This is a genomic window from Agrobacterium sp. 5Ca50 (assembly GCF_055381905.1).
In genome coordinates this window covers 2,609,586-2,624,342 of sequence record NZ_AP026438.1, presented here as the reverse complement: position 1 = coordinate 2,624,342, position 14,757 = coordinate 2,609,586, and the positions used below count along the sequence as shown (strand labels likewise).

Annotated in this window: 14 protein-coding genes and 1 other RNA gene; 11 read left to right on the top strand and 4 right to left on the bottom strand. The window is 54.7% G+C overall.

The window, feature by feature from the left end:
* Window positions 1-9: 9 nt before the first annotated feature.
* Window positions 10-1,992, bottom strand: coding sequence for a transketolase (gene tkt / locus ACZ5FM_RS12775; protein WP_464038877.1), 1,983 nt, complete (start codon window positions 1,990-1,992; stop codon window positions 10-12).
* Window positions 1,993-2,309: 317 nt separating this feature from the next.
* On the opposite strand from tkt, the gene ACZ5FM_RS12770 reads away from it, so the two are divergent.
* The 7 genes from ACZ5FM_RS12770 to ACZ5FM_RS12740 all read left to right on the top strand — a co-directional run bounded on the left by ACZ5FM_RS12770 (window position 2,310) and on the right by ACZ5FM_RS12740 (window position 7,182).
* Complete coding sequence (locus tag ACZ5FM_RS12770; protein WP_192488130.1) at window positions 2,310-2,582, top strand: DUF4164 domain-containing protein; 273 nt, start codon at window positions 2,310-2,312, stop codon at window positions 2,580-2,582.
* Window positions 2,583-2,599: 17 nt separating this feature from the next.
* A complete protein-coding gene (locus tag ACZ5FM_RS12765) occupies window positions 2,600-2,983 on the top strand; it encodes a cell division protein ZapA (protein WP_250982192.1) in 384 nt (127 codons plus the stop codon).
* Between the two features lie 73 nt (window positions 2,984-3,056).
* A non-coding RNA gene (gene ssrS, locus ACZ5FM_RS12760) (6S RNA) lies at window positions 3,057-3,215 on the top strand.
* 315 nt (window positions 3,216-3,530) lie between these two features.
* Entirely contained in the window at window positions 3,531-4,793 is a 1,263-nt protein-coding gene (locus ACZ5FM_RS12755; protein ID WP_192488835.1) for a hemolysin family protein, read from the top strand.
* Window positions 4,793-5,371, top strand: a complete 579-nt coding sequence (locus ACZ5FM_RS12750; RefSeq protein WP_250982191.1) for a 5-formyltetrahydrofolate cyclo-ligase — start codon at window positions 4,793-4,795, stop codon at window positions 5,369-5,371. Before ACZ5FM_RS12755 ends, ACZ5FM_RS12750 begins: the two co-directional genes overlap by 1 nt.
* Window positions 5,372-5,382: 11 nt before the next feature.
* Window positions 5,383-6,207, top strand: coding sequence for a TIGR00282 family metallophosphoesterase (locus tag ACZ5FM_RS12745; protein ID WP_250982190.1), 825 nt, complete (start codon window positions 5,383-5,385; stop codon window positions 6,205-6,207).
* A 132-nt stretch (window positions 6,208-6,339) separates the two neighbouring features.
* Window positions 6,340-7,182 (top strand): MBL fold metallo-hydrolase, encoded by an 843-nt coding sequence (locus ACZ5FM_RS12740; RefSeq protein WP_464038876.1) that lies wholly within the window; start codon window positions 6,340-6,342, stop codon window positions 7,180-7,182.
* A 69-nt stretch (window positions 7,183-7,251) separates the two neighbouring features.
* Here the strand turns inward: ACZ5FM_RS12740 and ACZ5FM_RS12735 are convergent, their stop codons facing one another.
* Window positions 7,252-7,755 (bottom strand): pyridoxamine 5'-phosphate oxidase family protein, encoded by a 504-nt coding sequence (locus tag ACZ5FM_RS12735; RefSeq protein WP_275641884.1) that lies wholly within the window; start codon window positions 7,753-7,755, stop codon window positions 7,252-7,254.
* Window positions 7,756-7,945: 190 nt separating this feature from the next.
* Between ACZ5FM_RS12735 and ACZ5FM_RS12730 the strand changes: the two genes are divergently transcribed.
* A complete protein-coding gene (locus ACZ5FM_RS12730; RefSeq protein WP_275641883.1) occupies window positions 7,946-8,692 on the top strand; it encodes a YebC/PmpR family DNA-binding transcriptional regulator in 747 nt (248 codons plus the stop codon).
* 59 nt (window positions 8,693-8,751) lie between these two features.
* Here ACZ5FM_RS12730 and ACZ5FM_RS12725 read toward each other — a convergent pair whose 3' ends face one another.
* Together ACZ5FM_RS12725 and ACZ5FM_RS12720 are read right to left on the bottom strand one after the other, a co-directional pair.
* Window positions 8,752-9,750: an LLM class flavin-dependent oxidoreductase gene (locus ACZ5FM_RS12725; RefSeq protein WP_250982187.1), complete on the bottom strand. Its 999-nt coding sequence runs from the start codon at window positions 9,748-9,750 to the stop codon at window positions 8,752-8,754.
* A 156-nt stretch (window positions 9,751-9,906) separates the two neighbouring features.
* Window positions 9,907-12,222: a methyl-accepting chemotaxis protein gene (locus tag ACZ5FM_RS12720; protein WP_464038875.1), complete on the bottom strand. Its 2,316-nt coding sequence runs from the start codon at window positions 12,220-12,222 to the stop codon at window positions 9,907-9,909.
* Between the two features lie 251 nt (window positions 12,223-12,473).
* On the opposite strand from ACZ5FM_RS12720, the gene ruvC reads away from it, so the two are divergent.
* The 3 genes from ruvC to ruvB all read left to right on the top strand — a co-directional run bounded on the left by ruvC (window position 12,474) and on the right by ruvB (window position 14,751).
* The gene (gene ruvC / locus ACZ5FM_RS12715; protein WP_192488139.1) at window positions 12,474-12,986 is read left to right on the top strand and encodes a crossover junction endodeoxyribonuclease RuvC; all 513 of its coding nucleotides are present in this window, start codon (window positions 12,474-12,476) and stop codon (window positions 12,984-12,986) included.
* Window positions 12,987-13,015: 29 nt separating this feature from the next.
* The gene (ruvA, locus tag ACZ5FM_RS12710) at window positions 13,016-13,633 is read left to right on the top strand and encodes a Holliday junction branch migration protein RuvA (RefSeq protein WP_275641881.1); all 618 of its coding nucleotides are present in this window, start codon (window positions 13,016-13,018) and stop codon (window positions 13,631-13,633) included.
* Window positions 13,634-13,710: 77 nt separating this feature from the next.
* Window positions 13,711-14,751: a Holliday junction branch migration DNA helicase RuvB gene (ruvB, locus tag ACZ5FM_RS12705; RefSeq protein ID WP_192488141.1), complete on the top strand. Its 1,041-nt coding sequence runs from the start codon at window positions 13,711-13,713 to the stop codon at window positions 14,749-14,751.
* Window positions 14,752-14,757 lie beyond the last annotated feature (6 nt).

The window sequence follows — 14,757 nt, the reverse complement described above, 5'->3', positions numbered from 1 at the left end:
TTGGGGCCCTCACGCTAGCTTTGCTTCGGCTGCAGCGACAACGGCTTCCACCGTGATGCCGAAATGCTTGAAGAGATCCTTGGCCGGTGCGGATGCACCGAAGGAGTTCATGCCGACAAATGCGCCATCCGAACCGATGAAGTAATCCCAGCCCTGACGGATTGCAGCTTCGACGGCAATCTTGACAGGTGCCTTGCCGATCACTGAATTGCGGTAGGTTTCTGGCTGCTCAGCGAACAACTCAAAGCAAGGAACCGAAACAACACGGGTGGAAACACCCTTCTGCTTCAATGTTTCTGCGGCCTTGAGTGCCAGTTCGACTTCAGAACCGGACGCGAAGATCGAAACCTTGGCGTCGCTTGCGGAAACCAGTTCATAGGCACCGTAAGCGCATAGGTTCTTTTCTTCATATTCCTTGCGGGCTGGCGCCAGGTTCTGACGTGTCAGCGCAAGTGCCGATGGGCGGTCTTTATGCTCCAGAGCAATCTGCCAGCATTCTGCGGTTTCGGTTTCATCCGCAGGGCGGAAAACCAGCAGGTTTGGAATGGCGCGCAGTGCTGCAACATGTTCGACCGGCTGGTGGGTTGGACCGTCTTCGCCAACACCGATGGAATCATGTGTCAGAACGTGAACGACGCGGATGCCCATGAGAGCAGCAAGACGAATGGACGGACGGCAATAATCCGAGAAGATCAGGAAGCCGCCGGAGTAAGGAATGAGACCGCCGTGAAGGGCGATACCATTCATGGCAGCAGCCATACCGTGTTCGCGGATACCGTAGTGCATGTAACGGCCCGAGAAGTCCGAAGGCGTGATGGACTTCATCTGGCTGGTCTTGGTGTTGTTCGACGGCGTCAGGTCGGCAGAGCCGCCCAGCGTTTCGGCCAGGATGCCGTTAATGACTTCCAGAGCGTCTTCCGAAGCCTTACGGGTCGCAACAGTCGGGTTGTTCTCGGAGACCTTCTTTTTGAAGGCGTCGATGGCGCTGTTGAAGTTGCCCGGCAGGTCGCCCGCGAAGCGGCGGGTGAATTCAGCCTTCTTGGCATTTTCAGTGGCGGAAAGGCGACCTTCCCATTCCTGGCGTGCCTTGGTGGAGCGCAGGCCGGTGAGGCGCCAGGCGTCCAGAACATCTTCCGGCACAACAAATGCTTCAGCTTCCCAGTTAAGGTGCTTGCGGGCAGCAGCGATTTCTTCAGCACCCAGCGGGTTGCCGTGGACCTTATGTGTGCCCTGCTTGTTCGGCGCACCAAAACCGATCACGGTCTTGCAGGCGATGAAGGTCGGACGGTCCGACTTCTGGGCAGCCTCAATGGCAGCGGCAATCGCGTCTGGATCATGACCGTCGATTTCGATGGTGTTCCAGTGAACGGACTTAAAGCGTGCGATCTGGTCTGTGGAATCGGACAGGCCAACTTCACCGTCGATGGTGATGTTGTTGTTGTCCCAGAACAGGACCAGCTTGTTCAGCTTCAGGTGGCCAGCAAGTGCGATGGCTTCGTGGCTGATGCCTTCCATAAGGCAACCATCACCGCACAGAGCATATGTGAAGTGGCTCTGCAGGTCGCTGCCGAATTCCTGCTCGAGCTTCTTTTCGGCGATTGCCATACCAACGGCGTTGGCAATGCCCTGACCGAGCGGGCCGGTGGTGGTTTCGATGCCGGTAGCATGACCATATTCCGGGTGACCGGCGGTCTTAGAGCCCAACTGGCGGAAACGCTTGATCTCATCGATCGTCATGTCTTCGTAACCCGTCAGGTACAACAGGGCGTACAGCAACATGGAACCATGACCGGCAGACAGCACGAAGCGGTCGCGATCTGGCCACAATGGATTTTTGGGATCGAATTTCAAATAACGGCTGAACAGGACCGTTGCTACGTCTGCGGCTCCCATCGGCAGGCCGGGGTGGCCGGAATTGGCCTTTTCCACAGCATCCATGGCAAGGAAGCGGATCGCATTCGCCATCCGGTTATGTTTGTCGCGAGAGATCATGGCTTTTCCGCTTTGTTTCGGGTGAAAGGTGATAGTTTCGAGATACTATCCAGAAAGCGGCTGATCCATAGCAGGTGGTACAGCCAAGTCAATAAAAGCACGCGCGTTTGCCGTCGTCGATGCTATAAAAAAACACTGTGCTTTGGACTTGAGCGTGATTGACGATTGGCAGGGCCGCATAAATCTCCGTCCACAGGCTATATTATAGCATTATCCCACGTTTGATTGACGTGCTTGTTACTCTGGGAATATCGTATCCGGGCTGAAGAGGACGCAATCGGACGATTCGTCGCGGCTGCGTCAAACCGGATAAGAAAATGGCGGCGGACAAGACACTACAACTGGCGCTGTCGGAGCTGGGCTCCGCGATTACAGGCCTTGAAAACGCAATCGACATGCGTATCGAGCGTCAACGTGAGCAGGGCGATATCGATAGCGAAGTGCGCCGTGTCCACACGGATCGCTCCCGGCTGGCTCAGGAACTGGACCAATCCGAGTTTCGTGCCAACAGGCTCGAGGAAGTCAATCGCGAAGTATCGCGTCGATTGGTGACGGCGATGGAAACCATACGTGCGGTTCTGGATCGCTGAGGTAAAAAGGTAATCGAATGGCGCAAGTGACCGTTATGATCGATGGCAAGGCCTATCGCATGGCCTGCGAAGAAGGGCAGGAGGGTCATTTGACTGAACTCGCCTCGCGGTTCGATCAATATGTTGGCCATTTGAAGAACCAGTTTGGCGAAATTGGCGATCTGCGCCTGACCGTGATGGCTGGTATCATGGTGACGGACGAGTTGTCGGAAGTGAACCGCAAGCTGGCATCGCTGCAGGAGCAGGTCGATAATCTCAAGCAACACCGCGATGGTGCTGCAGAAAACCGCGCCCAGACCGATGCCTTGCTGGTGCAGGCCATTGGCGATCTGACGTCGCGGCTTAACGGTGTTACCGAAAAACTGTTGTCGCGGCCAAAGTCGCAGGCCCACCCGAACTGATCCGCAGACAATTTTCCCTGCCTCAATTACGTCTGCCTCTGGCAAAGCGATTTGATACACTCTATATCTGATGTGCGGTCTGCGCTTCTCGACAGGAATCACAATCCCTGGGGCCATACTCGATCCAAAGGGAGCTGTCCCTGACCAGTCCCGTGGGACTGGACACACGGCGCCCACCTACGTTTGTAGGCACCCAGGATCGTAAACCTCCATCGGTCGCCGTGGATCGCGCTTAACTCTTTTCTCCGTGATGTTTGCTACAGTCGTCGCCAAGGCGACGCATGCCCCCTTTCGGCCCTGTTCAGACATTTGGATCAATTGTCTGTTGCTGTGCCTTACTCATAGGTTGCGAACGATAAATATTATCGCCAATGTAGAAATAATCATGAGTTTACGCTGATATTTTATATTGGCGGTCATTGCATTGATAATTTTATTCCTTATTATCCGACATGGCGTATCCGTTTAACCCCCCTAGGGTTTCTGCTGTTTCCAGCCGTGATGCGACGTTCAACAGCCCAAAGAGCTAAACTTGTTTACTGAAATTATTATCGTGGTTCTGCTCACCGTCCTGAACGGTGTGCTTGCCATGTCAGAACTCGCCGTGGTTTCCTCCAGACCGGCGAGGCTGAAGGTGCTTGCCGCTCAGGGCAGTAAGGGAGCCGCAATCGCCATTAGTCTGTCGGAAAATCCCGGCCGATTTCTTTCCACGGTACAGATCGGTATTACCCTTGTCGGTATTCTGTCCGGCGCCTTCTCTGGTGCAACACTCGGCGCGCGCTTTACCGCTTGGTTGTTGGCACAGGGCGTTTCCGACAGGCTTGCCGATGCGCTTGGTGTTGGTACCGTCGTTGTTGCCATTACCTACCTTTCGCTGATCGTTGGTGAGTTGGTTCCCAAGCAGATCGCTTTGCGCGACCCGGAACGGGTTGCTGCACGCGTCGCTCCGGCCATGATGCTGTTGTCCAAAATCGGTGCGCCGCTGGTGTGGCTGCTGGACAAGTCCGGCAAGCTGATCCTCGGCCTGTTGGGTCACAGCGGTGATACCGGCGCATCTGTCACGGATGATGAAATCCGTACTGTTCTTGCCGAAGCCCATAGTGCCGGTGTTATCGAAACCGAAGAATCGGCGATGATATCGGGTGTTATGCGATTGGCGGACCGTAACGCCCGTGGTCTGATGACACCACGTCGCGACGTCGAGGTTATCGACATTGAAGACACCGCTGAGGAAATTCGCGAGCAGCTTCGCAGCACGCAGAGATCCCGCCTGCCGGTTCGTAACGGCTCGTCGGATGAAATCCTCGGCGTGCTGTTTGTTAAGGACGCGTTCGACGCTTTTGCATCGGGCAAAGAACTTAATGTTCGTGAAGCGATGCGTGAAGTTCCCGTCGTCTCCGACCTGACAAGTGCTGTTGATGTCATCCAGTCGCTGCGCCGTTCTACGGTGCATATGGTGCTGGTCTATGACGAATACGGCCATTTCGAAGGTATCATCAGTTCTGGTGACATTCTTGAAGCCATCACAGGTGCGTTTCAGGAAGAGGACGACGAAGAGCCTGCAATGGTTGAACGTGAAGATGGATCCTTCCTCGTTGCGGGCTGGATGCCTGCCGACGAGTTTGCCGATCTCATGGGCTTCCAGATTGATGACGATGCCGAGTTTGAGACCGTGGCCGGTCTGGTGCTGGGTGAATTCCGCCGTCTGCCGCAATTGGGTGAGCACGTCACCCGCAACGGCTGGCGCTTCGAGGTTATCGACCTTGATGGTCATCGTATCGACAAGGTGCTCGTGAGCCGGGCTGCCTGATGTCCGGCGATCCACTGGTAAAAGCAAGGCTGCGCGGCGAAAGACTTGCCGCGCGCGATGCGCTTGGAAAAGATGAGCGTGTTGAGAAAAGCCTTTTGATTGCCAGACACGGCCTGGCCGGGCTTGCCTTCAAGCCCGGTGCGATTATCTCAGGATTTTTGCCAATCCGTTCCGAGGTCGACCTTTTGCCGCTGCTGACTGTATTGGCACAAAAGGATGTTCGACTGTGTCTGCCAGTGGTTCTGGATCGCCAGACTATTGTGTTTCGTGAGTTTCATCCCGACATTCCGCTCGTTGATACCGGTTTCGGCACGCGTGGGCCGGGGGACAATGCTGCTGTGCTGGATCCGGATATTCTTCTGGTGCCGCTTGCAGTTTTTGACGGTCAGGGCAATCGTATTGGCTATGGTGCTGGCCATTATGACCGTGCCACCGATAAATTGCACAAAAAAGGCCTGAATCCCGTGCTCGTGGGCGTTGCATTTGCCTGCCAGGAAGTGCCATCAGTGCCAGCGGAGCCGCATGATGTGCGCCTTCATGCCGTTCTGACTGAAAACGGCTTCCGATATTTCGAGTAGTGGATCTTTGCATGCGGCTTTTGTTTTTGGGTGACATGGTTGGAAAAACAGGTCGGACAGCGGTTTGGGACCGACTACCGGGTTTGGTTTCTGATCTGAAACTCGATTTTGTGATCGTGAATGGTGAGAATGCGGCCGGTGGTTTCGGTATCACCGAGGATATCTACCTCGAAACGATCAATGCCGGTGCCGATGTGGTGACAACCGGAAATCACGTCTGGGACCAAAAGGAAGCCGTATCTTTCTGTGAGCGCCATGACCAGTTTCTGCGCCCGGCAAATTATCCTGATGGCACACCAGGTAAAGGTTCCGGAATTTTTTATGCTCGCAATGGTGCGCGCGTGCTGGTGGCCAATATTATGGGGCGCGTTTTCATGCACCCTGAACTGGATGACCCCTTCAAGTCAGCAGAAAACATTCTGGCTGCCTGTCCGCTGAAAGAGCAGGCGGATGCCATTATCTTCGACTTCCATGCCGAAGCGACCAGTGAAAAGCAGTGCTTCGGACATTTCGTCGATGGCCGTGCCAGCTTCGTGGTTGGAACGCATACGCATGTTCCGACAGCGGACGCGCAGATCCTCAATGGCGGAACAGCCTATATGTCGGATGCCGGCATGTGCGGCGACTACGATTCCTCGCTTGGCATGGAAAAAGAAGAGCCGATCAACCGGTTCATTTCCAAGATGCCAAAGGGTCGTTTTGAGGCTGCGAGCGGGCCTGCCACGATTTGCGGCGTTGGTGTGGAAATCTCAGACAGCACGGGTCTGGCTGAAAAGATTGCACCCCTGCGTCTCGGACCACGTTTGGCAGAAACCGTTCCGTCCTTCTGGGCCTGATCATCTAAACGTCGATATCATTTGCAATAGCGTGTTGATGACGAGATTGTGAAAGGCCGTTCTGGCTTGCCGCTGGACGGTTTGCCTGTTCTGCCGCATCTTTCTGACGGGAAACCAGTTCAGGAGAGCGGCATGATGCTGCGCGTGCTTTTAAGTGCATTCACCGGACTTCTGTCAGTGGCGGGACCATCATTCGCCCAACAGGCAGCAAGATTACCTGTCAGCCAATGTCAGGCAATCGCACAGAACATCCCTGGCGTGACCTTCGCCAGTCTCAAACTTCCAGAAGTACAGCTTGTGCAACAGTCGGCCAAAGAAGAGGTGAAAATCACCTTCATCGGCCATTCTACCTATGAAATTGAGACACCGGCCGGTGTGCGGATCGCAACCGATTATAACGGGGTCTATAGGCCGCAGCGTACGCCAACCGTGGCGACGATGAACCGTGCCCACACCACTCATTACACACTGAAGCCAGACCCGGGCATTGAATATGTCCTGCATGGCTGGAGCGATAAGGCGGGTGAAAAGGCTGAGCATCAGGTGATGGTGGATGACGTCTATATCAGAAACGTCACGACGGATATTCGCAGCGGTTGGGCGGACTACGAGTCCTTTCAGCAGAATGGCAATTCGATCTTTATCTTTGAGGTTGCGGGCCTGTGTATTGGCCATCTTGGGCATCTGCACCATGAGCTGACCAACACACATTACGCCGAAATCGGCCGTCTCGATATTCTGATGGTGCCGGTGGACGGCGGTTTGACCATGGGCGCCGATAGTATGAGCCGGGTGGTCAAACGATTGCGTTCAGCGCTGATCCTGCCGATGCACCGCACTGGGCCACCGCTTGAACAGTTCGTCAGCATGTTCAGCGCGTCGTTTGATATTGCCTATGCAAAGGATCCCGTCATTACGGTGTCCATGCGTTCGCTACCGAAAAAGCCGACCATTCTTGTGCCTCAGGGTATGTGAGGATATATGAAAAAGGCATGCAGGTCGGAAACCGCATGCCCTTGATTGATATCGCTTGTCTGCGTCTTGTTATGCAAATGCGAGATGCTGGCGAACGCCGACATCCGGCATTTTGTTATCGGTCAAATTGGCCTTGGCGATTTCCCATCCGAATTTCAACGTGCTGTCGGTCGATGCCCAGATATCTGCGTCATCAATGTGCATGGCCAGCATGGTCAGTTCCGGGTCTTCCTTGCCGTGTTCATACCAAGCAGCGACAACAGAATTCCAATATTCGTCTATCTTGCCAAGATCCTTGCGCTGTTCGAGCTTCCCTGAAAGACAGGCGTGGTAGTCGTGGTCTTTGCCAACGAGACAAAAATGCGCTCTCGAGCCCGGTTTAAGTTGGTTGACCAAATCCGTATTGGTTTTGGTAAAAAACCAGATCGTATTTGTTTTCGGGTCGGCATGGGGTGCCATTGGCTGCATATGCGCGTGAAGACCCTCTAGGCCGAGCATGCCAGCATGAACGGAGTTGATCTCGTCCCACAGCTGTTGGGCCGGTGCCTCACGAGCTTCGCTAAGACTTACCATTCTGTTGTCCTTTCTGCCTTTTCCCAAATGGGCGTTAATGCCGCATTTTTGTGTTTCCGGTCAGAAAACGAACGAACATTGCGTTCCGTTCCAGTGCATGATGGCATTTCAGTTTGCCAACAGGCTTGAATGAAAGGCGCTTCACACTTATAAGGCCGCATTCCAAACAAATTATCGGATCAGGGGTGCCATGGCTGGCCATTCACAGTTCAAAAACATCATGCATCGCAAAGGAAAACAGGATTCGATTCGTTCGAAGATATTTTCCAAGCTCGCGCGTGAAATTACCGTCGCGGCCAAGACCGGTCTGCCAGATCCGACCATGAACGCTGCTCTGCGTCTGGCCGTCCAGAACGCCAAGGCCCAGTCGATGCCGAAAGACAACATCGACCGCGCCATCAAAAAGGCATCGGGCGCTGATGCTGAGAACTACGATTATGTTCGCTACGAAGGTTACGGCCCAGGCGGCACGGCTGTCATTGTTGAAGCTCTGACGGACAATCGTAACCGCACGGCATCAAACGTTCGTTCGATCTTCACCAAGGCTGGCGGCGCGCTCGGCGAAACCGGTTCGGTGTCCTTCTCCTTCGACCGCGTTGGCGAAATCACCTACAAGGCATCGGTTGGCGATGCTGACAAGGTGATGGAAGCTGCTATTGAAGCTGGCGCTGACGATGTTGAAACCACCGAAGATGGTCACACGATCATCTGCGCTTTCGAAGCGATGAACGAAGTTTCCAAGGCGCTGGAAGGCGTGCTCGGCGAAGCTGAAAGCGTCAAGTCAATCTGGAAGCCACAGAACACGGTTCCTGTTGACGAAGACAAGGCCGAGTCGCTGATGAAGCTTATCGGCAACCTTGAAGACGATGATGACGTTCAAAGCGTTTATTCGAACTTCGAAGTGTCAGAAGAAATTCTGGCCAAGCTGTCGGCCTGATTTTTTTCGCCATCAGAATTTAAAAAAGCCCCGGTTCGTCTGGGGCTTTTTTTGTTTCGTCAAGATTTTGAAAACAGGCCGTCCAGCCCGGCAAATACTTCAATAGATCGCAGTCGGGCATCCACATCGTGGATCGGGGTGGAGATAATCAATTCATCGGCAGCGGTCACCCGAAGGAATTCTTCAAGCTGACGGTGGACAGTTTGCGGCGAGCCGACCATTGCGTATTGCAATGTGTGATCGACATTGATGCGCTCCATTTCATTCCACAACTCATCCATATCGGCCACTGGCCTTGGAAAACGTTTGCGGACATTACGGCGCAGATTGATGAATTGCTGTTGCGCCGAGGTGAAGTGATATTTCGCCTCCTCATCAGTATCGGCCGCAGATGCCATGACACCCACCATGACATAGGGTTTGTCGAGTGTTGCCGATGGCTGGAAGCGTTCACGATAAATGGCGATTGCGTCCATCAACATGTCAGGCGCAAAGTGTGACGCGAAGGAATAGGGCAGGCCGAGGGCCGCCGCCAAATGGGCGCTGTAGAGGCTGGAGCCCAGAAGCCAGATCGGCACGTTGGTATCGGTGCCGGGCACGGAAAAGATCGCCTGATCCTCGCGTTCTGGTCCGAGATAGCGCTGTAATTCAATGATGTCGTGCGGGAAGGTGTCTACGCCATTGTCCATGTTGCGACGCAGGGCACGTGCGGTGCGCATGTCGGTACCCGGTGCACGGCCAAGGCCCAGATCAACGCGATCAGGATAAAGCGCTGCAAGTGTGCCGAACTGTTCTGCAATGACCAGCGGCGAGTGGTTCGGCAACATGATGCCGCCAGAGCCGATGCGGATGCGCGATGTTGCCGCGCCGACATGCGAGATAACCAGCGATGTTGCGGCACTGGCAATGCCCGGCATGCCATGGTGTTCGGCCAGCCATATCCGTTTGTAGCCGAGTTCTTCGGCCTTGATGGCCAGATGACGGGAGTTGCGCAAGGCATCGCTTGCCGTTTCTCCCTCGCCGATGGGGGAAAGATCTAGAATTGAAAATGGGATCATCGGCGGCTCCTGCATATGCGAATTGTTGTTGTGCAGGATGTAAGGTGCGTGGACACTATTGCCAGAGTGTGAAAGCGTAATTGTATGAAGGATCAAAAAAATTGGGGCTTCGATTGAAGCCCCAATCCGGTTTCTGGTCAGAGCGGTGAACCCACTTTATCCGGCGCGTCGCAAATGTTGGCTGTGGCTGCCAGCGAATGCATCGGTCGCAGGTGCCAGCACGAATTGGCTGAGCTTGCTGTCCATTTCTCCGGCCTCCGTTGCAAGATTGTGAATGGCAGCTGTGGTTTCTTCCACCATGGCGGCATTTTGCTGCGTCATGGAATCAAGACTGGAAACAGCCCGGTTGATTTCAAGCAGTGTGGTTGCCTCTTCGCGCGTGGATTCCATGATGTCGTGGATGCGGCTGTTGATGGTTTCAACATGGCTGCCGATGCCGGAAAGCGAATTGCTGGCCTGTTCCACCAGTGAAACACCGCTTGAGACTTCGTCGGTCGACTTCTTGAGGAGAGCCGTGATCTCCTTGGCTGCGGTGGCAGAGCGTTGCGCCAATTCACGCACCTCCTGGGCTACCACGGCAAAGCCTTTGCCTGCTTCGCCAGCACGGGCGGCTTCCACACCGGCATTTAGCGCAAGAAGATTGGTTTGAAAGGCAATTTCATCGATCACGCCGATGATCTGGTTGATCTGTCGTGACGAGGCTTGAATGGCTTCCATGGCCGCTATCGTCTGCCCCATGATCTTGCCGGAGGATTGCGTTTCGGCGTTGGCATCCTTGGCTATCTTGCTTGCCTGCTCGGCGCGCGCGATCTGGTGTTTGACGGCATCGGTGATGGCGTTGATGGCACTTGCCGTTTGCGTAATCGAAGCGGCCTGTCGTTCCGTGCGTTCGGCCAACTGGTCTGATCCAACGCGCATTTCTTCCGAACCACTGCGCACAGCCTGCGAATTGCCGCCGATTGAGTGCAAGGTGTCGCTGAGGGTTGCCAAGGCCTGATTGAAGTTCAGCCGCAGGCTTTCAAGCTCCTGTGGAAAGGGCTTTTCAATACGGTAGGAGAGGTCACACTTGGCAAGGCGGTCCAGCCCCTGATCAAGAGAGTGGACAACCATTTGCAATGTTGCGGCCTCAGCCTCACGTTCCGCCAGGTTCTGCCGCCGGCTTTCCTCGGCTTCGGCACGGGTGCGGGACGTGGTGTCTTCCAATTCGCGTTGCTGGATCAGCTTTTCCCGGAAACTGCCGAGCGCCTTGGCCATGGTGCCAATTTCGTCTTTTCTGTCCTGCGCGGTGATTTCGGTTTGCAGGTTACCATTGGCAACATCGCGCGTGAGGTTGGCGAGTTTCGACAGCGGTGCAAAAAGTCGTCTGGAGAATACGGCCGTGATTAGGCACATGGCGATCAGTACACATATGCCGATGACCGCCAAAGCGCTGGCAATGGAGAACGACCCAGCATCCAGTTCGCTTTGCAGGATGCTTTCAACGGCAAGATAGGTCTGGCCATTAAACTCGAACGGCCGCGCATAGGCGTTGGCCTTGGCGTTGCCGCGTTGGATTTCGGCGACCGTCATACCCTTTTCAGCCATTGCCTTGGACTGGAAGGTAAACGGTGCAGGATCGAGATTGGTCAGCTTGCTCTGATCAAGGCCGATTGCCGAGCCGTCAGCAGACAAAACGGCAGACTGTTCAGAACTTGCCGGTGCAATACCTTTTGCAAGCAACTGTACGAAAACATCGCTGTGAACACGGAAAAGGACGACACCCTTGAAGGCTTCGAACTTCATGACGGGTACGGCAAAATAAATATCGGATTGACCGGTTGCCTGTTCTACCTTCCAGCCGGAGAAGCTGGAGGCTGCGATGTCACCAACCGCTTTGCTGGCGTTTTCGGCCGCACGCGCAAAGGCGACTCCCAATCCAGTATCCTTCCAGGCCGCATCCGTGGTGTTTTCCGCGAAGGACGCGTCTTTTTTATAGGAGTAATAGACGGTGCCTGATGTGTCGGCAAAAAGGATATCGCTGAAAGGTGTGCCTTTCAGGTAGGTAGCAATGTCAGTCTGGGTTTTTTCGTGGGTGGAGTAATAAAAGCCACTCGGATTTTCAGGTTTGATCAGCTTTTCGCGCTGATCCGCAGGGTTGGGATTCTCCGAGATGAATACCCGTTTCAATTCAGCCTTGGCATCTCCGGAGTTTTTCTGGACCGTTCCCCAGCCACTACGCATAGAAACCACGGCCATCTGTAGGGCTTCGATTTTTGCGATGGAATCGGCCTGGTTTTGCAGTTGCTCCAACCGCTCTTTCAGCATGTCGCCACGGAACGTCAGCACACTTTCCATGGCGTTCTGGGCCTGCTCTTGTAGAACGCTACTGCTGCTTCGGTAAGCCAGCAGGGTCATGAGCGAGATGGAGACGAACATCAGTGCCAGAAAAATGACCAGCACTTTTGATGAGATTGAATGAAACCTGTTTAACATCAATACGAGCCTATGCCTGTCTGGAACAACCGCAGACCAACAGGCCACAGGGTTGCCAGTGCCAAGTGAAGTTTATGCTTCTTGTTTTGTTTGGAACGACAGGCGGTGCCCGGAATTCCCCTCTATTTTTGATGCGCAGCATGCGGACAGGAATTTAAGTGTTGGTAAATGCTGCAGTGCAAATTTATCAATGTTGTCGTTTTGTTCACTTCTCGCTGGCAGGTATTTGTTGCTGACGATAGAGTGAGACCATGCAACAGACGATTCGCATCATAGGAATAGACCCCGGCCTTCGCCGCACGGGGTGGGGGATTATCGAAACACTGGGCAACAGCCTGCGTTTCGTCGCCTCTGGAACAGTGACTTCTGACGGCGATATGGATCTGGCTTCGCGCCTTTGCCAGTTGCATGACGGACTTGCCGAGGTGGTGCATTCCTACACACCGGATGAGGCGGCGGTTGAACAGACCTTCGTAAACAAGGACGCTGTGGCGACGCTGAAACTGGGACAGGCGCGTGGTATTGCTATGCTCGTTCCCGCACGCGCCGGGTTGCCCGTCTCCGAATATGCGCCGAATGCCGTCAAGAAATCTGTGATCGGTGTCGGACATGGTGACAAACAGCAAATTCACATGATGCTGAAAATCCTGATGCCGAAAGCTGAGTTCAAGGGTAACGATGCGGCGGATGCGCTGGCCATTGCCATCTGCCATGCACATAATCGCGGTGGCGACCGCATGCGTCGCGCGCTGGCGGCGGGTTGATATTTTTCACTGTTTAAACGGGCGTTGTCATGATCGGTAAACTCAAGGGCACAATTGAAGAAATCGGCGATGACTATGTCCTCGTTGACGTGCATGGTGTCTGTTACGTCGCGCATTGTTCAGCGCGCACACTGTCTAGGCTTGGCTCGGTGGGGGAAGCCATTGTGCTGTTCATCGAGACTTATGTGCGCGAAGACCAGTTGAAGCTGTTCGGCTTCATGTCTGCGCTGGAGCGGGAATGGTTCAACTTGCTGCAAAGCGTGCAGGGGGTAGGCTCCAAGGTGGCACTTGCTGTGTTGTCGACGTTGTCACCTTCGGAACTGGCCAATGCCATTGCGCTGCAGGATAAGACCGTGGTGTCCCGTGCACCTGGTGTTGGGCCGAAGGTCGCCATTCGCATCATGACCGAGCTTCGCAACAAGGCGCCTGCCTTTGCCGGTGAGGCATCCGGTTCGATCGGTCTGAGACAGGAACTGGGTGAGGGGGCAGCTCCTGCGCCAGTTGCCGATGCCGTATCGGCTTTGACCAATCTGGGTTATTCGCGTGATCAGGCTGCCAATGCAGTGGCGGCGGCGCTCAAAAACGGCGGTGAAGATGCCGACAGTGCCAAGCTTATTCGCCTCGGGTTGAAGGAACTGTCCCGGTAAGGCAAAAGAACAACATCAAAGGCATCTGTTTTGACCCGGTGCCGTCTATTCTCTGTAATGAAGATGGAATGCGCTGAATGAGCGATGCCACAAGACTGATATCGGCGGACAAGCGTGGCGAGGATATCGACACAACCTTACGCCCGCAATCGCTCGACGAGTTCACCGGGCAGGCTGAGGCGCGCGCCAATCTCAAGATCTTTATCGAGGCCGCCAAGAACCGTGGTGAGGCTTTGGACCACGTATTGTTCGTGGGACCACCCGGCCTTGGCAAAACGACACTCGCGCAGATCATGGCCAAGGAACTGGGCGTCAATTTCCGTTCGACATCCGGTCCGGTGATTGCCAAGGCCGGTGATCTTGCCGCCTTGCTGACCAATCTGGAAGAACGCGACGTTCTGTTCATCGACGAAATCCACCGATTGAACCCGGCCGTCGAAGAAATCCTTTATCCGGCGATGGAAGATTTTCAGCTCGATCTGATTATCGGTGAAGGGCCGGCTGCGCGTTCGGTCAAGATTGACCTGTCCAAGTTTACGCTCGTTGCCGCGACCACCAGACTTGGTCTGCTGACCACGCCATTGCGTGACCGCTTTGGTATTCCAGTTCGTCTGTCCTTTTATACGGTAGAAGAGCTGGAACTGATCGTTCGTCGTGGTGCACGATTGATGGGCCTCGGCATGACCGATGAAGGTGCCCGCGAAATTGCCCGTCGTGCACGTGGTACGCCACGTATTGCCGGCCGCTTGTTGCGGCGAGTGCGTGACTTTGCCGAAGTTGCCAAGGCGGAAGCTGTCACGCGGGAAATCGCAGATCAGGCACTGACCCGTCTTTTGGTTGACAATATGGGGCTCGATCAACTCGACATGCGTTATCTGACGATGATTGCCGTCAACTTTGGTGGCGGTCCGGTGGGTATTGAAACAATTGCCGCCGGATTGTCAGAGCCACGTGATGCCATTGAGGATATCATCGAGCCCTACATGATCCAGCAGGGGTTCATTCAGCGCACGCCACGCGGCCGCGTGTTGACGGCAACGGCATGGAAACATCTCGGGCTACAGCCACCGAAGGATATGGAGGCGGCACAGTTCCGCCTGACACTGGAGGATGACTGAGGCTCG